Genomic DNA, 19,969 nt, shown 5'->3' with positions numbered 1-19,969 from the left:
TTGCAGTCCGCCGGGCGGTGAGAGAAAAGGCAAGAGGCCAGCGTGTACCTGGCCTCTGGGGGCGCACGGGCTTAAACGCGCTGGGCCAGCTCGGTGGCCTTGCCGATGTAGCTGGCCGGGGTCATCGCCAGCAGGCGTTCCTTGTCGGCCTGCGGGATCTCCAGGCTGTTGATCAGCTGGTGCAGGTCTTCGGCGCGCACCGTCTTGCCACGGGTGACTTCCTTGAGCTTTTCGTAAGCGCCTTGCACGCCATAGCGGCGCATGACGGTCTGGATCGGCTCGGCCAGCACTTCCCAGGCATTGTCCAGGTCTTCGGCCAGGCGCTCTTCGTTCAGCTCCAGCTTGTTCAGGCCGGTCATCAGCGAGGTGTAGGCCAGCGCGGCATAACCGGTGGCCACGCCGATGTTGCGCAGCACGGTGGAGTCGGTCAGGTCACGCTGCCAGCGGCTGATCGGCAGCTTTTCCGACAGGTGGCGCAGCAGTGCATTGGCCAGGCCCAGGTTGCCTTCGGCGTTTTCGAAGTCGATGGGGTTGACCTTGTGCGGCATCGTGGACGAGCCAATCTCTCCGGCCTTCAGGCGCTGCTTGAAGTAGCCCACCGAGACATAGCCCCAGATGTCGCGCGACAGGTCGATCAGGATGGTGTTGGCGCGGGCAATGCCGTCAAACAGCTCGGCCATGTAGTCATGCGGCTCGATCTGGATCGAGTAGGGCTGGAAGGTCAGGCCCAGGCCCTGAGGTTCGTGCTTTTCCACGACGTTCTTGCTGAAGCTTTCCCAGTCGAAGTCGGGCCAAGCCGACAGGTGGGCGTTGTAGTTGCCCACCGCGCCGTTCATCTTGGCCAGCAGCTTGACGTTGGCAATGCGGTCCATCGCGCCTTGCAGGCGCACCACCACATTGGCCAGTTCCTTGCCCACGGTCGTGGGGCTTGCGGTCTGGCCGTGGGTGCGGCTGAGCATGGGCACCGCAGCGTACTGGTGCGCCATCTCGCGCAGCTTGAGCACCACGCGGTCCAGGCCAGGCAGGATCACCTGGTCGCGGCCGGCGCGGATCTGCAGCGCATGGCTGGTGTTGTTGATGTCTTCACTGGTGCAGGCAAAGTGCACAAACTCGGCCGCCTTGAGCAGCTCTGGGCGCGCCTCGAACTTGCTCTTGATCCAGTATTCCACCGCCTTGACATCGTGGTTGGTGGTCTTTTCGATGTCCTTGATCGCCTGCGCGTCGGCTTCGCTGAAGTTGTTCACCAGGCCGTGCAGGTAGCTGCGTGCACCTTCGGACAGCGGCGAGAACTCGGCAAAACCGGCATCGGACAGCGCGATGAACCAGGTGATCTCCACCTGTACGCGGCGATGCATGTAGCCGAATTCGCTCATGATCGGGCGCAGGGTGGAGAGTTTGGAGGCGTAGCGGCCATCCAGCGGAGAAAGGGCGGTAAGGGAAGACAGGCTCATGGGCCGCTATTGTAGAAGCGGGGCGTTTGCCGCATCTACAGTCTGGATTTGCCTATTTACAATCTGCGGGTGCGGATACCCGCAAGGCCCTCCTCGCCGTCTGCCGGCTGGAGGTCACCTGGTGACCGAACGGACACCACCAGCATGGGTTTTACTGCTATGAAATTGCTAGGAAGTCTGACCAGCCCATTCGTGCGCAAGGTGCGCGTGGTACTGGCCGAGAAAAAACTCGATTACCGTCTGGAGACGGTGGATGTCTGGGGCGACAGGGCGACGATTGCCCTGGTCAACCCACTGGGCAAGGTGCCTTGCCTGGTGCTCGACGATGGCTCGGCGCTGGTGGATTCGCGCGTGATCGTCGAGTACCTCGATACCCTGTCCCCCGTTGGCCGTCTGATTCCCAGCCTGGGCCGCGAGCGCGCTGAAGTGCGCAGCTGGGAGGCGATGGCCGATGGCGTGCTCGATGCCGCCGTGCTGGCCCGTATGGAATATGCCTTTTCGGGCCGCACCGAACTGCAGCGCAGCCCCGCCTGGGTGGAGCGCCAACTGGGCAAAGTCTGGGCCGGGCTGGACGCGATGAGCCTGGGCTTGGGCGAGAAGACCTATTTTGCCGGCAACGGCATACATATCAGCCTGGCCGACATTGCCGTCGGTTGCTGCCTGGCATGGTTGCGGTTCCGCTTCCCGGAGCTGGACTGGGCAGGCCGCTACCCCCAGTTGGCCCAGCTGCTCGATCGCCTGGAGGCCCGGCCCAGCTTTGCGGCGACCCAGCCCCAGGGCTGATCCACAGCGCTTCTCTGCGCAATGCTCTGCATGCCGGCTTGCCCGGACCGCGCCCGCCCGTTTGGCGGCGGTCCGGCAACCTATTGCTGAATATTCTCCGGGCCTGCAGATGGTGGCTGGCAGCGCGCAGCCAAAAAAAGGCCCAGCCGTTGAGGACTGGGCCTGGGTATAAAAAAAGTTGCGAAGCGTCCCGAAGTGAATGATAGAGAGGGAGGGAGGAGAAGCACTTCAGGTTTGCAGTCATGCCGTTAGGGCCTGAAAGACTTCGCAACATTAAAACCGGTATGAAAAACTATGCCTATCGCTTTCCCTCAGTACAGAGATGGATCGCCGGTTTAAGTTTCCAGCGCTGATGCTAAATGTATTGTAAACAAATAAATAATTTGTTTCTTTCTGTTATCATTTGTCGAATTAATCGCTGCCTGAGGTCTGATAGTGCATTGTTTTGGTGGCGCTTGCACGTAAGTGAATGCTAGCGAATGGCAGCGTCACAGTATAAACCCTTATGAAAACCCGAGTTCCATCAGCCTTTCTACAGGGTTTATGTGCTCTGCAACACCGCCTTCCACAGCGTTCTTACCGTCTGTTGTTCCTCCAGCAAGGCAGTCTCCGGCACCTGGGTGGGCGCCTCGTTCAAGCGGGCCAGATGCTGCACACGCCGCAGTGCGCGGTAGGCATTGGCCGCCGCCTCGCCCATACCGGCAGGCAGCAGGCCTGCGTTTTCGGCGCGGCGCAGCAGACTGATGTTCCCCAAGTTGGGCCGCAATTGGGGATTGCAAGCGGAATGCAGCAAAACCAGGTACTGCACGACAAATTCCACATCCATCATGCCGCCGACACTGTGCTTGACATCGAACAGGCCCGCCGGCACCTTGTGGGCGCTGCGCACGCGCTCACGCATCGTCGCGATTTCACTGCCCAGCGCCACCGCATCCCGGGGCGCGGTGATCACTGCCTCGCGCACCGCGTCAAAGCGCGCTGCCAGCTCTGCACTGCCCATCACAAAGCGGGCGCGGGTCATCGCCTGGTGCTCCCAGGTCCAGGCGGTGTTGCTGCCGCGCTGCTGCTGGTAGTTGGCGTAGGACTCAAAGCTGGTGACCAGCAAGCCGGAGTTGCCGTTGGGGCGCAGCGCGGTGTCGATCTCGAACAGATCGCCCTCGCCGGTCTTGACGGTGAGCCAGCTGATCAGCTTGCGCACGAAAGCCGAGTAGACCTCGGGTGCGCGTTCGTCATCGTCATCGAACACAAACACGATGTCCAGATCGCTGCCGTAGCCCAGCTCTTTGCCGCCAAGCTTGCCGTAGCCGATGATGCCGAACTGCGGCTCTTCGCGGTGGGCGCTCTTGAGCCGGCCCCAGCACCAGCGGGTCGTCACGCGCAGCACGGCGTCAGCCAGTGCCGAGAGGTCATCGGCCACCTGCTCGACGGTGATCTGCTGCTCGATGTCGCGCGCCAGGGTGCGGAAGGTCTCGGCATGGTGGGCGCGGCGCAGCAGGTTCAGCAGGTTTTCGTCGTCATCTTCGGCAGTCGATTGCAGCGCGGCGCGGCGCCGCTCCAGATCCGCTTCGAACTCCTGCGGATTGAAGCGCTCATGCATCAGCGCATCGCTGGCCAGCTCGTCGATCACGCCGGGATGCTGCAGCATGTAGCGGGCAGGCCATTTGGCGGCGCCCAGCATGTGCATCAGCTTCTCGTGCACGGCCGGGCGTTCCTGCAGCATCGCCAGATAGCTTTCGCGGCGCAGCAGTGATTCCATCCAGTCGGCCAGCCGCACTGCGGCGATCTCGCTCACCTGGCCCTGGCCCAACCACTGGGCGGTGCGCTGCAGCAGCAAGACCAGGCGGCCTCGGCCGGCATCGCTCAAGTAGCTGTAGCGGGGGTTGCGCTGCCACTGCAGCACGCGATCGCGCACCGCCTCGGGCAGCCTGGGCAGCACCGTTTCCAGCTCCGGGGCGCTGGCCGCTGCGCCCTTGGCGCCGCCGCACTGGCCGCTCTTGCAGGCCTCGTTGCCGCCCAGCAGCTTGTCAAACTCCTGGGCGACCAGCTCGCGGTGGGCATCGAGCTGGTGCAGAAAGCGGCACTCGTCGTCATAGCCCAGGGTCTGCGCCATCCACCGCAGGTCGTCATCGCGGGTCGGCAGCACATGGGTCTGCTGGTCGTCCAGGTACTGGATGCGGTGCTCCACCTTGCGCAGGAAAACATAGGCATCGGCCAGCGCCTGCGCTGTCTCGGGTGCCATCAGGCTGGCGCGCTCGAGCCGCTGCAATGCCTCCAGGGTGGCACGGCAGCGCAGCTCGGGGAACTGGCCGCCCCGCACCACCTGCAGCAGTTGCACGATGAATTCGATCTCGCGGATGCCGCCACGCGAGAGCTTGACGTCGTTGGCGCGCTCGGGATGGCCCGCGCTGCGCTTGGCCGCATGCTCGCGGATCTGGCGGTGCAGGCTGCGTAGCGAGTCGAACACGGCGTAATCCAGGTAGCGACGAAACACAAAGGGCAGCACCGCGCCGCGCAGCGCCTGCACATTGGGGGTGCGGATATCGGCCAGCGGTGCCACGATGCGGCTCTTGAGCCAGGCAAAGCGCTCCCATTCGCGGCCATGGGTCTGCAGGTAGTCCTCCAGCGCTGCCACCGAGATGGCGGCCGGGCCCGAGTTGCCATTGGGCCGCAGCATCAGATCGACGCGGAACACGAACCCGTGTTCGGTGGTCTCTCCAATCAGCTGGTAGATCAGCTTGACCGCACGGATGAAGTACTCATGGTTGCTGATCTTGCCCCGGCCATCGGGCTGGCCCTGGGTCTCGCCTTCTTGCTCATAGATATAGATCAGGTCGATGTCGCTGGACACATTGAGCTCGCGCGCGCCCAGTTTGCCCATGCCGATCACCCACAGTTGCACCGGGTTGCCCTCGGCGTCGCGCGGTGCGCCATGGCGGCCGTCAAGCTCTGCGCGTGCTGCGGTGCAGGCGGCGTCCAGTGCCAGCTCGGCCAGCTCGGTCACCCCTTGCGTGATGGTCTGCAGATCAGCCTGCGCGTCGCAGTCAAGATGCACCAGCCGCTCCATGACCAGCTGCCGAAGAATGCGCAGCGCAGCGCCCAGCGCATACCCCTGGGCCTGCAGCGCCGCCAAGGTGGGGGCCATCGTTGCATGGCTGGGGGCACCACTGGGCAGCAGATCCAGCAAACCCTCGTAGCGGCGGTGCAGGCGCTGGATGAAGCGCGAATGCTCAGACAGAGGCAGGCTGGCCTGCGGGGGCGTGATATCCGTGTGTGCCATAGCGCTTTATCGACAATGTCCTGCGGCAGAACTGTTCAAATGCTCACATATGCGACGCGAGCGAGGGACTTGCCGCGGGTCATAATTTCGCTTTCCCCTAACTGATTGGACTCGATTGACTGTGCGCGCGCCCCGATTGCTCAAGCTCGCTGCCAAGCTGGTGCAATGGTCTGTGGGCTTATTGCTGGGCTTGGCGCTGCTGCTGGCTCTGGCCGTGGCGGCGCTGCATTGGTGGATTGTGCCCCGTATCAATGACTTTCGCCCGCAAGTGGAATCTCGGCTGTCGCAGGCGCTCGGCGTGCCGGTGCGCATTGACCGTCTGCAGGCCGAAGGCCATAACAGCCTGGTGCCGGCGATCGCGGTCAAAGGGCTGCGCATCGAGCAGCCCGATGGATCCACAGGGTTTACCCTGGATACGATCAAGGTGGCCTTGTCGGTGCCGTCGCTGCTGCGGCTGCGGACCGAGCAGATCGTCATCGACGCGCCGCAGCTGACGGTGCAACGCGCTGCCGATGGCAGTGTGCGCGTGGCCGGCGTGCTGGTCGATACCTCACAGGACAGCAACAGCGGCAGTGCTGGCGACTGGTTGTTCCGCCAGCGCGAGGTGCTGCTGCAAGGCGGCAGCATCGTCTGGGATGACCAGCTGCGCGGCCTGCCCCCCGTCACTTTCAGCGATGTGCATCTGCTGCTGCGCAACCCGGGCCTGCGCCACGAATGGCAATTGCGCGTGCGCCCTCCCGAAGACTGGGGGGATACGCTGGAGCTGCGCGGCCGCATGCACCAGCCGCTGTGGGCGCTGCACGACGGCAACTGGAAGCACTGGAGCGGTCAGGTCTATCTCGAAGCGCTCCAGCTCAATGCTGCGGCGATGGCGCCCTATCTGCCGCCTGCGGTGGGTCTGCAGCAGGGCCAGGGCTCGGCAAGGCTGTGGCTGGATGTGACGCGTGGCAAGCTTGCGAACGGCACCGCCGATGTCGCCTTGCGCGATGTGGGCGTGCGCCGCCCAGCCGCCGCTGCCGGTGATGACAAAGCGGCGCAGGGCTCGGTGCTGCTGCTGCGCTCGGTGCAGGGCCGCATCGGCGGCGCTGCCGATGACAGCGGCTTTCGCTTGCTGACGGAGAACCTGGCGGTTGAATCGGCCAACGGCGAGCAATGGCCCGGCGGCAGCGCCCGCATCAACCACGTCTATGCGCAGGGCAAGCAGCCCAGCGAGACCGAGGCCAGTGCCCAGTCGCTCGATATCGCCTCCCTGGCCCAGCTGGCGCGGCTGCTGCCCATCCCCGACAACGCACGCCAGTGGCTGCAGAGCAACCGGCCGGTCGGTCTGATCCGCAGTGCATCGGCCCACTGGCGCGGTGATATCGACCGCTGGCAGGACTGGCAGGTCAAGGCCGATGTGGGCCAGCTGGCCTTTGGCATGCCGGTTGCGGCACCCAAGGCCAATGCAGCGCGTGACAGCCATGGCGGCCTGGTGCTCGCCGCCGGGCAGCCGCACGCCGGCCTGCGCGGGCTGGATCTGGCCATCGAGGCGCGCGCTGGCGGGGGGCAGGCCAATCTGCGCTTTGCCGATGGCGCGCTCTACCTGCCTTCGGTCTTTGAAGAGCCGTTGCTGCCAATCACCTCGGCCAACACCGAGCTGCAGTGGACGGTGCAGGGCGATCGCATCCAGATGCAGTCCGAACGGCTGGAATTCGCCAATCCGCATGCGGCGGGCCATGCGCGCTGGAGCTGGCACACGGCAGACCCGCAGAAGTCCGGCTCGCAATCGCGCTTTCCCGGCATTCTGGAACTCAAGGGCGTGCTTGACCGGGCCGATGGCACGCAGGTGCACCGTTATCTGCCACTGCATATTCCGCCCGATGCGCGCCACTATGTGCGCGATGCCGTGCTGGCCGGCCAGGCCAGCAATGTGCAGTTCGAGATCCAGGGCGACCTCTGGGAAGTGCCTTTTCCCGATTCGCGCCATGGCCTGTTCCGTATCGTCGCGCCGGTGCGCGATGTGCGCTATGCCTATGTGCCCAACTCGCACCTGCACCCGGGCGACAAGCCCTGGCCCGAACTCCATCGCCTCTCGGGCGAGCTGGTGTTTGAAGGCAACGGCATGCAGGTCAACAAGGCCAAGGGCATTCTGGACGGCAACGCGCGCATCGTCGTCGACCAGACCAGCGCGCAGATTCCCAATTTCCACGAGACCCGCGTGCTGGTCAATGCGCAGGCCCGTGGGCCGCTGGCGGACATGCTCTCGACCGTGCGCGGCAGTGCCATTGATGCGCTCACCCAGCATGCGCTGGCGCAGACCCAGGCTGATGGCGATACCCAGTTGCAGCTCAAGCTGGACCTGCCGGTGCATGAGATGGCCCAGTCCAAGGTCGAGGGCAAGGTACTGCTGCCGGGCAACCGCATCCAGTTCCATGATGACTCACCGGTGGTGGAGAAGGTCACCGGCGCGGTACAGTTTTCCGAGCACGGCTTTGCGCTGCAGGATCTGCAGGGCCAGGCCTTTGGGGGGCCGGTGAAGTTCTCCGGCGGCATGGATGTCAGTGGCATGCCCGCAGGTGCGGACCATGGCCCCCGGCTCAAGGTGCGGGCCCAGGGCGTCGCTACGGCGGACGGTCTGCTGCGCGCCAGGGAGCTGGGGCCGGTGGTGCAGCTGGCGCAGTGGGCCCAGGGCCAGGCCGCCTACCAGCTGGACATCGGCATGGCCCAGGGCGTGCCGCTGGTGGAGGTGCGCAGCGATCTGGCCGGCATGGCGCTGGCGCTGCCGCCACCGCTGAAAAAAGCCGCCGACGAGGTCTGGCCGACCCAGTTTGCCAGCACCGTGCCCGATGCCCCGCGCGCTGCGCTGGTGCGCCAGAACATGCAGCTGGATGTGGGTGGCCGCCTGCAGCTGCGCTATGTGCGGGATATCAGTGCCGATGACAACATCCCTGACAAGGTCGTCAGCGGTGTGCTGCGCCTGGGCGCCGGTGCGCTGACCTTGCCCGCCAAGGGGGTGATTGCGGAAGTGCAACTGCCCCAGGTCGATGTGCAGGAATGGCAGGCGCTGGCCCAGCGCATCAAGGCCATGGCGCCGCCTGCGCGGGCCCCCGCTGCCGAGGGCGCTGCGGCCTCGCCGCCCGCCAGCGACGCGTACCAGGCTTTCCTGCCAGACCATTGGGATATTCGCCTGGGCACCGTGCAGGTGCGCGGGATCGACATCCATAACCTGCACCTGAGCGGCTCGCGCACGGGGCAGCGCTGGCGCAGCCAGGTCAGCTCCAGCCTGCTCGATGGCCAGCTGGAATACGAGCAAGAGGCCAAAGGCCCGGGCACCATCCGTGCGCGCCTGAGCCAGCTGCGCGTGGGCCAGGACGGCGCCGACAGCAAGCCCGGTGCCAGCCACGACGACGCGCCCGAGCAGGAGCCGGGGCAGTTGCCGGCGCTGGATGTCGTGGTCGAGGACTTGCGCTGGCGCCAGCATTCGGTGGGGCGGCTGGAGGTGCAGGCGGTCAACCAGCGCCAGTCCGACAGCTCCTGGTGGCAGCTGAAAAACATGGTGCTCTCGAACGATGCCGCCAGCCTGCAGGCCAGCGGTGATTGGGGCGCCAAGCGCAGCAGCGCCGGCGGGCGCCGCACCGAGCTGGAAATGCGGCTGGACCTGAAGGACACCGGCGCGCTGCTGGCCCGCCTGGGCATGGCTGGCGTGGTGCGCCAGGGCAAGGGCGCGGTACAGGGCCGCATCGGCTGGACAGGCAGCCCGGTGAGCCCCGACTACAACAGCATGGATGGCAAGCTGCATGTCGATGTGGGCCAGGGCCAGTTCCTCAAGGTGGAGCCTGGTGCCGCCAAGCTGCTGGGCGTGCTCAATCTGCAGGCCTTGCCGCGCCGCCTGACCTTGGATTTCAAGGATGTGTTCAGTGCCGGTTTCGGCTTTGACTTTGTGCGCGGCGATGTGCTGGTGAGCGACGGCGTGGCCTCGACCACCAACTTGCAGATGAAGGGCGTCACCGCCGCCGTGCTGCTCGAAGGCCGTGCCAATCTGCGCGACGAGACGCAGGACCTGCATGTGGTCGTCATTCCCGAGTTGAACACCACGACGATGGCGCTGGTGACCACGGCCATCAATCCGGTCATCGGCATCGGCACCTTTTTGGCACAGGCGCTGTTCAAGGGGCCGCTGACGCAGGCAGTGACCCAGGAGTTCGAGGTCAGTGGCTCCTGGTCGGAGCCCGAGGTCAAGCGCCTCAACCGCCGCCAGGAAGCCGACCCCAACGCCATCGGCACGCCGCATTGAACGCCCGGCCCCTGCTGCGCTGAGTCACCTTCGATATCCGCAAGTGCCGCCCCAGGTCGGAGCTTACGGATAATAGCTGCCAGTTTCTCTTGCAGGATGCATCGATGAAAGTAGCCGCACTCCAAATGGTGACCAGCACGCGCTGGGAGCACAACCGCGCACAGGCCTGGCAGTTGCTGCAGCAGGCCGCCGCCGCCGGCGCGGAGCTGGCGGTGCTGCCCGAGTACTTCTGTCTGATGGGCCAGCGCGATACCGACAAGCTGGCACTGGCCGAGGCTTTTGGCGAAGGCCCGATGCAGCAGTTTCTGGCCGACAGCGCCCGCAGCCTGGGCCTGTGGATCGTCGGCGGCACCCTGCCATTGCAGGGGCCCGATGCCGACCATGTCTACAACAGCAGCTGCGTCTACAACCCGCAGGGGGACTGTGTGCTGCGCTACGACAAGATGCACTTGTTTTGCTATGCCAACGAGCGCGAGTCCTATGACGAGCACCGGGTCATCGCGCCGGGCAGCACGCCGGTGCAGTTTGACCTGCCCAGCCGCGATGGCCAGCGCTGGTGCATTGGTTTGAGCATCTGCTACGACCTGCGCTTTCCCGAGCTGTACCGCCTGCATGCGCAGGCCGGCGCGCAGCTGATGCTGGTGCCCAGCGCCTTTACCTATACCACCGGCCAAGCCCACTGGGAGCTGCTGCTGCGCGCGCGGGCCGTGGAAAACCTGGCCTATGTGCTGGCAGCAGCCCAAGGCGGCCAGCATGAGAACGGCCGCCGCACCTGGGGCCACAGCATGGCCATCAACCCTTGGGGTGAGGTGATGGCGCTGCAGGCCAGCGAGCCTGGCGTGGTGCTGGCCGAACTGGATTGGGCGCAGCTGCAGCGCTGGCGCCAGCAACTGCCGGCCTTGCAGCACCGCGTATGCTGATGGCGCATTGGGCGCAGGCACTGGCGCAGCGCTGGCACCAGAGCTGGCGCCGCTGGTCATTGTGGTCGGCGCTGGTGCTGCTGGTGGCAGGCACCCTGGTCACCCAGGTCTGGCTGGCGGGGCGCTATGAGATCTCCGAAGTGCAGCAGCGCCTGGACCGGGAGGCCCAGGATGCCGTCAGCGACATCCGCAGCCTGTTCAACGACAACGTCAACCGCCTGCGCAGCATGCCACGCTATGACAGCGATGTGATGGCCTGGCAGTCGGCGGCCGCGACCATCCTGCGCAACCAGCGCGATCTCGCCCATATCGAGTGGCGCAACCCGCAGTTGCAGATCGAGGCCAGTGAGGAGTCGCCTTATCTGAGCCTGCAATGGTCGGCGATTGACCGCACCGGCATGAACACCGAAAGCCATACCGCCTGCCTGCGCGCCCGCAATACGGGCGCCGCCTCGTATGCGGGCAGCTATTTCCTGTCGCAGGGCAATGGCACCGGGCTGGAGCTGCTCGAGCTGTGCGTGCCGGTGATCACCGGCGACCAGCTGCACGGCTTTGCCGTGGCCACCTACATCCTGCAGAACGTGCTGTCGGACCTGGTCAACGAGAGCCTGCGCCGCAACCATGAGCTGTCCTTCACCGAGACCGATGGCACGCGCCTGGCGATCGTCAGCACCCCGCGGCGCGGCACGCGGGTGTTCACCTCCAACCAGCTGCTCGATCTGCCCGGCGTGGCGCTGATGCTGCGGGTGGACAGCTGGCATGCGGCGCCGAACGTCTTCCCGAACGTGCTCACCGCGCTGGTCACCGGCATGTCGATCGCGCTGATCACCGTGCTGGTGGTGCTGGTGCGGGACAACCGCCGCCGCTTGAAGGCTGAGCGCGACCTGGGCGACGCACTGGCCTTTCGCAAGGCGATGGAGGACTCGCTGGTAACGGGGCTGCGCGCGCGCGATCTGCATGGCAAGGTCACCTATGTGAACCCGGCGTTTTGCGAGATGGTGGGGTTCTCGGCCGAGGAGATTCTGGACCCGAGCAAGGCCACGCCTTATTGGCCGCCCGAGATGGCGCCTGAATACGCGCGCCGCCAGCAGATCCGCCTGTCGGGCCATCTGCCACCGCCGCGCGAGGGCTATGAGTCCACCTTCATGCACAAGGATGGCCGGCGCTTTCCGGTGCTGATTTTCGAGGCACCGCTGATCAATGCCGCCGGTCTGCATACCGGCTGGATGAGCGCCTTTGTCGACATGAGCGAGCAGCGCCGGGTGGAGGAACTCTCGCGTGCCTCGCAAGAGCGCCTGCAGGCCACCGCGCGCCTGGCGACGGTGGGCGAGATGGCCTCGCTGCTGAGCCACGAGCTCAACCAGCCACTGGCCGCCATCTCCAGCTATGCGACGGGCATCATGAACCTGCTGCCCGAGGGCGCTTCGCCCGATGAGGTGCAGGAGCACCTGCCCGATGTGCGCATGGCCGTGCAGCGTATGGCCTTCCAGGCCGAGCGCGCGGGCAAGGTCATCAAGAGCGTGCACGGCTTCGTGCGCCGGCGCGACCAGTCGCGCGAGTTCGTGCAGGCCTCCGAGCTGATGGATGCAGTATTGCCCTTGGTGCGGCTGCAGGCGCGTAAACTCTATGTCGATGTGGCCACCGAGCTGGCGCCCGGCTTGCCGGCCGTCTTCTGTGACCGGACCATGGTCGAGCAGGTGCTGCTCAACCTCAGCCGCAACGGCATGCAGGCCATGGACTATGGCGGCACGCACCCGCGGGTGCTGCAGATGCTGGTACGGCTGGCGCCCAGCGACGATGGCCGGGCCTGGGTGGAGTTTGTCGTGGCCGATGTGGGCGAGGGCATCACCGAGGAGGTGGCCGCGCGTCTGTATACGCCGTTCTTCACCACCAAGGACGAGGGCATGGGGCTGGGCCTGAGCCTGTGCCGCACCGTCGTGGAGCAGCATGGCAGCCATTTGCGCTATCTGCCCAACCAGCCCCGTGGGACCATCTTCAGTTTTACCCTGCCGACCTGGCGCAACGATTGAAAGTTCAGAGATGCAGCCGCTAGTGAATGCGACCGTGTATATCGTCGATGATGATGCCGAGGTGCGCGATGCGCTGGCCTGGATGCTGCGCTCGCGCCGCTTGCTGAGCGAGAGCTTTGCGTCGGCCGAGGCCTTTGAAGCCATGCTGCGCAGCCGCCCGCCACAGGTGGACCCGGCCTGCGCTCTGTTGGATGTGCGCATGCCCGGCATGAGCGGGCTGGCGCTGTTTGATCGCCTGGTCGAGATGGATGTGATTGCCGCCTTGCCGGTGATCTTCCTGACCGGCCATGCGGATGTGCCGACAGCCGTGGCCACCGTCAAGCGCGGAGCCTTTGATTTCTGCGAAAAGCCGTTCTCCGACAATGTGCTGGTCGACCGCATCGAGCATGCGCTGCAGGCATCGAGCGCTTACCTGGAAACCTTGCGCTCGCAGCAAGGCGTGCGCGAGCGCGTGGCCGAGCTGACGGACCGCGAGCAGGCGGTCATGCGGCTGGTGATCGATGGCCTGCCCAACAAGCTGATTGCCGATGAATTGACCATCAGCGTGCGCACGGTCGAGGTGCACCGCGCCCGGGTGTTTGACAAGATGCAGGTCAAATCAGCGGTGGAGCTGGCCAACCTGCTGCGCGACCTGGCCTGAGACGGCCGCCAGCGCAAGGCCCGCAAAAAAGGGCGCCAGTCCCACTGGCGCCCTTTGTGCGTTCCGCACAGCCTGGTGTTAGCGGCCTTGCTGCACCTCACCCACATAGATCTCGACGCGGCGGTTGTGCGCGCGGCCGGCCGGCGTGTCATTGCTGGCCACGGGCTGGCGCGAGCCCATGCCCTGTACCTGGATACGCGCGCCGTTCACGCCGCGCTGCGTCAGGTAGTTGCGTGCGCTCTCGGCACGGGCCAGCGACAGCGGGTCGTTGATGCCGTCGTTGCCGGTGCTGTCGGTGTGGCCGATGATGCGCACCTGGGCGTTGGGGTTGTTGCGCAGGCCTTCGGCAAAGCGGTCCAGGATGGGGGCGAAGTTGCCCTGGATGTCCGAGCGGTTGGTCTGGAACGAGATGTCGCTGGGGATGTCGAGCTTGAGCTGGTTGTCCGGCGTCTGGGTCACCACCACACCGGTACCCTGGGTGGCCTGCTCCATCTCCTGCTTTTGCTTTTGCATGTGCTGCGACCAGATGTAGGTGCCCAGCGCGCCGATGCCCGCGCCGATGACGGCGCCCGAGCCTGCATGGCCGCCAGCAATCGCACCGACGGCAGCGCCGCCCAGGGCGCCCACGCCGGCGCCGGTGGCCGTCTGGCGTTGCGTGTCGGACATGTTGGCGCAGCCGCTCAGAATGGCCAGGCTGGCAACGGCAGAGACTAGAATTTGTTTACGCATGCTTGAACTCCTCTGATGCAAGGGCATCCCCGGAAATGGGGACGGCCGTGGATGCAAATTGTGGGCAGTAGAACTGCCAAATGCCAGAGACAAAGTTCAAAAATGGTAAAAATGACGGCAATGAGCGGCCATGTCCTACGATTTGCGCAAGCTAGTCGCGAGGAGGCTGCTCATCTTTGCTTACGATTTCCCCTTTTTTGCGACCGGCAAACATCGTCCACCAGACGATCGCCACCAGTATGACCAACGCCAATAGCGCTTCCAGCAATATCAGTCCCATCGGTACCCGCTCCTTACGTACGCTGTCGATGGCTGCGATTGTAGGAATTCTGGCCGCCTGCTCCAGCCAAGTCCCTTTGGACCAGCCGTCTTCGCCGACCACCCGCCCGCCGGTATCGGGCAGCATCGAGGTGCTGCCACCCGATGCGAATGAGCCGCTGCCCCCGGCGATCCAGCAGGCCAAGAGCCGCTGGGTGCCGGTGCACTGGTCGTCGGTGCCCGGTCTGGAGCAGGACAACCTGGCCGATGCCTGGAATGCCTGGATCAAGAGCTGCAGCCGCCCGCCCGCGCCGTTTGCGCAGTTCTGCTCCGAGGTGCGCCGCATGAGCCTGGCGTCGACCGAGGAGCAGCGCGCCTGGATGGTGTCGCGCTTTCAGCCCTACCGCGTCGAATCGCTCGACGGCAACCCCGACGGGATGCTGACCAGCTATTTCGAGCCGATGCTCGATGGCACGCGCCAGCCAGGCAACGGCTATTCGATCCCGCTGTACCGGTCGCCGGCCACGCTGGGCTCGCGCAAACCCTGGTTCAGCCGCCAGCAGATCGAGACCCTGCCGCAGGTGCAGGCCGAGCTGCAGGACAAGGTGATTGCCTGGGTCAACGACCCGGTCGATGCGATGGTGCTGCACATCCAGGGCTCGGGGCGGGTGCGCATCCAGGAAGCCGATGGCTCGGTGCGCCTGATCCGCGTGGCCTATGCTGCCACCAATGACCACCCCTACAAGAGCATCGGCAAGTGGCTGCTGGACCAGGGCCTGGTGCGCGATGCCACCTGGCCGGGCATCAAGGCCTGGATTGCCGCCAACCCGACCCGTGTCAATGAGCTGCTCTGGAGCAACCCGCGCTATGTGTTCTTCAGGGAAGAGCCACTGTCGCCGCTGGATGCCGAGTTTGGCCCCAATGGCGCCCAGGGTGTGCCGCTGACCCCGGGCCGATCGATTGCGGTGGACCGGGGCAGCATTCCCTACGGCACGCCTGTCTGGCTGTCGTCCACCGGGCCCACGGTGCAGCTCAACCGCCTGGTGATGGCGCAGGACACGGGCAGCGCCATCCTGGGTGCCGTGCGCGCCGACTACTTTGCCGGCTGGGGCCATGAGGCGGGCGATTTTGCCGGCCGGGTCAAGCAGCCGCTGCGGCTGTGGGTGCTGTGGCCCAGGGGCGTGGCCAAGCGCTGATCTCCGCAGATGGTGCCACCCAGGCCAGCCCCAGGCTGGCCTTTTGCATGGTGGCGGCTCGGATAGGAAAGGGGATCAGCGCGAAGGCGTGCCCTTGGGGTTGGCCGTCATCGGCAGCGGCAGTGCGCTGCTGGATTTGACCTCGCCCAGCGAGAAGGTGGTGTGCACGTCTTTCACGTTGGGCAGGTGCAGCAGCACGTTGCGGATAAAGCTGGAGAAGCTCTCCAGGTCCTTGGCCACCACCTGCAGCTCAAAAGTGCCCGCACCGCTGATGTAGTGGCAGGACGTGACCTCGGGCAGAAGGCGGATCGATTCCTCCATGCGCAAGGTGATGTCGGCCGTGTTCTGCGCGGCATCGACGCGCACAAAGGCCAGCACACCCAGGCCGAGCTTGTGGCGGTCCAGGGTTGCGTGGTAGCCGGTGATGTAGCCGGCCTCTTCGAGCGCACGCACCCGGCGCCAGCAGGGCGCGGCCGACAGGCCCACACGCTGGGCCAGTTCGGCATTCGTCAAACGGGCGTTTTTTTGCAGCTCGTAGAGGATGGCCCAGTCGAATTTGTCAATTTGGTTCATTTATTGCCATTATTGAGCAAGATTCTTTCAAATACTAGGTAAACCCCGGCAAGGAAAAGAATACTTTATTCTCGCTGCCCGTCATACACTGCAGCGATGAAGGCTGGGGTGTTTTGCCCCGCCTGCTGGACTTGGTTCCAGCTTCTTATAACGCCCCACAATCCCGGACCTGCCACAAGCGGCCACCGGGGGCTCTCCCCAGGAGACAAGACGATGAATGCCTCACTCCCCGAGTCCGTCCGCAAAGCGCTGGAAACCGTCACGCTTGAGGATAAGTACGCACTGGCCCATGGCCGTGCCTTCATGAGCGGGGTGCAAGCCCTTGTTCGCCTGCCGATGCTGCAGCGCCAGCGCGATGCATTGGAAGGTCTCAACACCGCAGGCTTCATCAGCGGCTACCGTGGATCGCCTCTGGGCGGCTACGACCAGGCGCTCTGGGCGGCCAAGAAGCACCTCAAGGACAACAACATCGAGTTCCAGCCCGGCGTCAACGAAGAGCTGGGCGCCACCGCCGTCTGGGGCACGCAGCAGCTCGACCTGTATCCGCAGAGCAAGAAGTTCGACGGTGTCTTCGGCATCTGGTACGGCAAGGGCCCGGGCGTGGACCGCAGCGTGGACGTGTTCAAGCATGCCAACATGGCCGGCACGGCCAAGCACGGCGGCGTGATTGCGCTGGCCGGCGATGACCACATCAGCAAGTCCTCGACGGCGGCGCACCAGAGTGACCACATCTTCAAGGCCGTGGGCTCGCCGGTGTTCTTCCCCTCCAGCGTCCAGGACATCCTGGACATGGGCCTGCATGCCTTTGCGCTGAGCCGTTTCTCCGGCGTCTGGTCGGGCATGAAGACGATCCAGGAGATCGTGGAGTCGTCGGCCAGCGTCTCGGTGGACCCGGACCGGGTCAACATCATCACCCCCGATGACTTTGTGATGCCGCCCGGCGGCCTGCACATCCGCTGGCCCGATGCGCCGCTGGAGCAGGAAGCGCGTCTGATGGACTACAAGTGGTATGCGGCGCTGGCCTATATCCGTGCCAACAAGCTCAACTACAACGTCATCTCCACGCCGAATGACCGCTTTGGCATCATCGCCAGCGGCAAGGCCTTCAATGACACGCGCCAGGCATTGATCGACCTGGGCCTGGACGATGACACCTGCCGCCAGCTGGGCATCCGGCTGCACAAGGTCAACGTCGTCTGGCCGCTGGAGGCCTCCATCACCCGCGACTTTGCGATGGGTCTGCAGGAGATTCTGGTGGTCGAGGAAAAGCGCCAGATGATCGAGTACCAGCTCAAGGAAGAGCTGTACAACTGGCGCTCCGATGTGCGCCCCCATGTGCTGGGTAAGTTCGACGAGATCGAGGGCGACCACTCGGGCGGCGAGTGGTCGGTGCCCAACCCCAGCAACCACTGGTTGCTGCGCCCCAAGGCCGACCTGACCCCGGCGCTGATTGCGCAGGCGCTGGCCAAGCGCCTGAAGAAGCTCGGCGTGCCCGACGACATCGTGCGCCGCATGGATGCGCGCCTGCAGGTGATTGCCGCGCGTGAACAGGGTCTGAAGGACAGCAAGCAGGAGTCGGTGGACCGCCTGCCCTGGTTCTGCAGCGGCTGCCCGCACAACACCAGCACCCGCGTGCCTGAAGGCAGCCGCGCGGTGGCCGGCATCGGCTGCCACTACATGGTCAACTGGATGCCCGACCGCAACACCAGCACCTTCACGCAGATGGGCGGCGAAGGCGTGACCTGGGTCGGCCAGGCGCCGTTCACCACCGACCAGCATATTTTCTCGAACCTGGGCGATGGCACCTACTTCCACAGCGGTCTGCTGGCCATCCGCCAGAGCATTGCCTCGGGCGTGAATATCACCTACAAGGTGCTGTACAACGACGCGGTGGCGATGACCGGTGGCCAGCGCGTGGGCGAGCGCCCCGAGGGCCACTCGGTGCTGCAGATCATGACCAGCCTGTTGTCCGAAGGGGTCAAGAAGCTGGTCATCGTCAGCGACGAGCCGGAAAAGTATGACGGCGTGCAGCTGGGCGCCGGTGTGACCGTGCACCACCGCGACGAGCTCGACCGCATCCAGCGCGAATTCCGTGAGCTCAAGGGCACGACGGCCATCATCTACGACCAGACCTGCGCGACCGAAAAGCGCCGCCGCCGCAAACGCGGCACGCTGGCCACGCCGGCCAAGACCGTCATCATCAACGAAGCGGTCTGCGAAGGCTGCGGCGACTGCTCGGTGCAATCCAACTGCCTGTCGGTCGAGCCGGTCGAGACCGATTTTGGCCGCAAGCGCAAGATCAACCAAAGCACCTGTAACAAGGACTTCTCCTGCGTCAAGGGCTTCTGCCCGAGCTTTGTCACCATCGAAGGCGGCCAGCTCAAAAAGGCCAAGAAGGAGAAAAAGGGCGATATGGCCAAGCTGCCTGCCTTGCCCGATCCCGTCTTGCCCGTGGCCACCCAGGCCTGGGGCATTGTGGTGGCGGGTGTGGGCGGCACGGGTGTGATCACCATTGGCTCGCTACTGGGCATGGCCGCCCACCTGGAGGGCAAGGGCGTGGTCACGCAGGATGCGGCCGGTCTGGCGCAAAAGGGCGGCTCGACCTGGAGCCATATCCAGATCGCCAACTCGCCCGACGCGATCTACACCACCAAGGTGGACACCGCCAAGGCCGACCTGGTCATCGGCTGCGACCCCATCGTCGCGGCCAACAAGACCACGTTGGCTGCCATGCAGCAGGGCCGTACCTTTGTGGCGCTCAACACCCATGGCGCGCCCACGGCGGCCTTTGTGCACAACCCGAACTGGCAGTTCCCCGAGGCGGGCTGCGAATCGGCGATCCTGGCGGCCGTGGGCCAGGAGGGCGTGGGCATGTTCGATGCCGAGCACATTGCGACCCAGGCGCTGGGCGACAGCATCTACACCAACCCGCTGATCCTGGGCTATGCCTGGCAACAGGGCCGGGTGCCGCTGTCCCATGCCGCGCTGATGCGGGCGATGGAGCTGAACGGCGTGCAGGTGGACAACAACAAGGCTGCGTTTGAATGGGGCCGCCAGTGCGCCGCCAACCTGCCCCAGGTGCAGGCCATGTTTGCCGCCCAGCAGGTGATCCAGCTGGTCAAAAAGCCCTCGTTGCAGGAGCTGGTGGCCAAGCGCGTGGCTTTCCTGACCGATTACCAGGACAGCGCCTATGCCGCCGACTACGAAGCCTTCGTGAACAAGGTACATGCGGCCGAAGCCAGGCTGGGCAGCAGCACCCGCCTGTCGCAAGCGGTGGCGCGCTACCTGTTCAAGCTGATGGCCTACAAGGACGAGTACGAGGTGGCGCGCCTGCACACCACGGCCGAGTTCAGCGAGAAGATTGCCAACATGTTCGAGGGCGACTACAAGATCGTGCACCACCTGGCACCGCCCACCACGGCCAAGCGCAATGACAAGGGCGAGCTGGTCAAGAAGGCCTATGGCGGCTGGATGCGCAAGGCCTTTGGTGTGCTGGCGGGGCTCAAGGGCCTGCGCGGCGGCGCACTCGATGTCTTTGGCCGCACCGAAGAGCGCCGCACCGAGCGCGCACTGATCCAGGAGTACCGGGCATGCATCGAGGAGCTGCTGCAGCGCCTGAGCGCCGAGCGCCTGGCGCTGGCCGTGGAAATCGCCAGCATTCCCGAAGACATCCGCGGCTACGGCCATGTCAAGGAACGCCACCTGGCCGCCGCCCGCAGCAAATGGCAGCAGCTGATGGCACGCTGGCGTGCGCCTGCCGATGACGCAGCGGCAGCCGCGGCTGCTGCCAAGCCCGAACCGGCACAGGTATGAAGCCCGGTTGACGGGTGAAAGCGAGT

The 19,969-nt window shown here is 65.1% G+C and carries 12 protein-coding genes; 7 read left to right on the top strand and 5 right to left on the bottom strand.

Features of this window, described 5'->3' with window-relative positions; translation table 11 throughout:
- Nucleotides 1-71: 71 nt before the first annotated feature.
- Complete coding sequence (purB, locus tag MJ205_RS18640) at nucleotides 72-1,451, bottom strand: adenylosuccinate lyase (RefSeq protein ID WP_239809822.1); 1,380 nt, start codon at nucleotides 1,449-1,451, stop codon at nucleotides 72-74.
- A 159-nt stretch (nucleotides 1,452-1,610) separates the two neighbouring features.
- On the opposite strand from purB, the gene MJ205_RS18635 reads away from it, so the two are divergent.
- Nucleotides 1,611-2,234, top strand: coding sequence for a glutathione S-transferase family protein (locus MJ205_RS18635; RefSeq protein ID WP_239809821.1), 624 nt, complete (start codon nucleotides 1,611-1,613; stop codon nucleotides 2,232-2,234).
- Nucleotides 2,235-2,775: 541 nt separating this feature from the next.
- Here the strand turns inward: MJ205_RS18635 and glnE are convergent.
- Nucleotides 2,776-5,511 carry a bifunctional [glutamate--ammonia ligase]-adenylyl-L-tyrosine phosphorylase/[glutamate--ammonia-ligase] adenylyltransferase gene (glnE, locus tag MJ205_RS18630; RefSeq protein WP_239809820.1) on the bottom strand — a complete coding sequence of 912 codons (2,736 nt, stop codon included), beginning with the start codon at nucleotides 5,509-5,511 and terminating at the stop codon, nucleotides 2,776-2,778.
- A 121-nt stretch (nucleotides 5,512-5,632) separates the two neighbouring features.
- On the opposite strand from glnE, the gene MJ205_RS18625 reads away from it, so the two are divergent.
- From MJ205_RS18625 to MJ205_RS18610, 4 genes are all read left to right on the top strand, one after another.
- Nucleotides 5,633-9,784 (top strand): YhdP family protein, encoded by a 4,152-nt coding sequence (locus MJ205_RS18625; RefSeq protein WP_239809819.1) that lies wholly within the window; start codon nucleotides 5,633-5,635, stop codon nucleotides 9,782-9,784.
- Nucleotides 9,785-9,888: 104 nt separating this feature from the next.
- On the top strand, nucleotides 9,889-10,704 hold the full coding sequence (locus MJ205_RS18620; RefSeq protein ID WP_239809818.1) for a carbon-nitrogen hydrolase family protein: 816 nt from the start codon (nucleotides 9,889-9,891) through the stop codon (nucleotides 10,702-10,704).
- Nucleotides 10,704-12,734 carry a two-component system sensor histidine kinase NtrB gene (locus MJ205_RS18615; RefSeq protein WP_239812794.1) on the top strand — a complete coding sequence of 677 codons (2,031 nt, stop codon included), beginning with the start codon at nucleotides 10,704-10,706 and terminating at the stop codon, nucleotides 12,732-12,734. The genes MJ205_RS18620 and MJ205_RS18615 overlap by 1 nt, the downstream gene beginning before the upstream one ends.
- Before the next feature lie 10 nt (nucleotides 12,735-12,744).
- Nucleotides 12,745-13,374: a response regulator transcription factor gene (locus tag MJ205_RS18610; protein WP_239809817.1), complete on the top strand. Its 630-nt coding sequence runs from the start codon at nucleotides 12,745-12,747 to the stop codon at nucleotides 13,372-13,374.
- Nucleotides 13,375-13,452: 78 nt separating this feature from the next.
- Here MJ205_RS18610 and MJ205_RS18605 read toward each other — a convergent pair whose 3' ends face one another.
- Entirely contained in the window at nucleotides 13,453-14,103 is a 651-nt protein-coding gene (locus tag MJ205_RS18605) for an OmpA family protein (RefSeq protein WP_133856321.1), read from the bottom strand.
- 151 nt (nucleotides 14,104-14,254) lie between these two features.
- Entirely contained in the window at nucleotides 14,255-14,383 is a 129-nt protein-coding gene (locus MJ205_RS23695) for a hypothetical protein (protein WP_021026473.1), read from the bottom strand.
- A 28-nt stretch (nucleotides 14,384-14,411) separates the two neighbouring features.
- Between MJ205_RS23695 and mltA the strand changes: the two genes are divergently transcribed.
- Nucleotides 14,412-15,557, top strand: a complete 1,146-nt coding sequence (mltA, locus tag MJ205_RS18600; protein ID WP_373449129.1) for a murein transglycosylase A — start codon at nucleotides 14,412-14,414, stop codon at nucleotides 15,555-15,557.
- Between the two features lie 75 nt (nucleotides 15,558-15,632).
- On the opposite strand, the gene MJ205_RS18595 is transcribed toward mltA, so the two are convergent.
- Complete coding sequence (locus MJ205_RS18595; RefSeq protein WP_021026471.1) at nucleotides 15,633-16,130, bottom strand: Lrp/AsnC family transcriptional regulator; 498 nt, start codon at nucleotides 16,128-16,130, stop codon at nucleotides 15,633-15,635.
- A gap of 213 nt (nucleotides 16,131-16,343) precedes the next feature.
- Here MJ205_RS18595 and MJ205_RS18590 point away from each other — a divergent pair, with 213 nt between their 5' ends.
- Nucleotides 16,344-19,943, top strand: coding sequence for an indolepyruvate ferredoxin oxidoreductase family protein (locus MJ205_RS18590; RefSeq protein ID WP_239809815.1), 3,600 nt, complete (start codon nucleotides 16,344-16,346; stop codon nucleotides 19,941-19,943).
- Nucleotides 19,944-19,969: the final 26 nt, after the last annotated feature.

Origin of the sequence: Comamonas sp. B21-038, from assembly GCF_022387135.1 — a bacterium.
Classification (GTDB): domain Bacteria; phylum Pseudomonadota; class Gammaproteobacteria; order Burkholderiales; family Burkholderiaceae_C; genus Comamonas; species Comamonas sediminis.
The sequence above is the reverse complement of the archived record's forward strand: the minus strand, read 5'-3'. Positions and strand labels throughout refer to the sequence as shown.

Coding starts and splice junctions, on each gene's coding strand:
- purB (WP_239809822.1), bottom strand. CDS start 1,451: ATGAGCCTGTCTTCCCTTACCGCCCTTTCTCCGCTGGATGGCCGCTAC.
- MJ205_RS18635 (WP_239809821.1), top strand. CDS start 1,611: ATGAAATTGCTAGGAAGTCTGACCAGCCCATTCGTGCGCAAGGTGCGC.
- glnE (WP_239809820.1), bottom strand. CDS start 5,511: ATGGCACACACGGATATCACGCCCCCGCAGGCCAGCCTGCCTCTGTCT.
- MJ205_RS18620 (WP_239809818.1), top strand. CDS start 9,889: ATGAAAGTAGCCGCACTCCAAATGGTGACCAGCACGCGCTGGGAGCAC.
- MJ205_RS18615 (WP_239812794.1), top strand. CDS start 10,704: ATGGCGCATTGGGCGCAGGCACTGGCGCAGCGCTGGCACCAGAGCTGG.
- MJ205_RS18610 (WP_239809817.1), top strand. CDS start 12,745: ATGCAGCCGCTAGTGAATGCGACCGTGTATATCGTCGATGATGATGCC.
- MJ205_RS18605 (WP_133856321.1), bottom strand. CDS start 14,103: ATGCGTAAACAAATTCTAGTCTCTGCCGTTGCCAGCCTGGCCATTCTG.
- MJ205_RS23695 (WP_021026473.1), bottom strand. CDS start 14,383: ATGGGACTGATATTGCTGGAAGCGCTATTGGCGTTGGTCATACTGGTG.
- mltA (WP_373449129.1), top strand. CDS start 14,412: ATGGCTGCGATTGTAGGAATTCTGGCCGCCTGCTCCAGCCAAGTCCCT.
- MJ205_RS18595 (WP_021026471.1), bottom strand. CDS start 16,130: ATGAACCAAATTGACAAATTCGACTGGGCCATCCTCTACGAGCTGCAA.
- MJ205_RS18590 (WP_239809815.1), top strand. CDS start 16,344: ATGAATGCCTCACTCCCCGAGTCCGTCCGCAAAGCGCTGGAAACCGTC.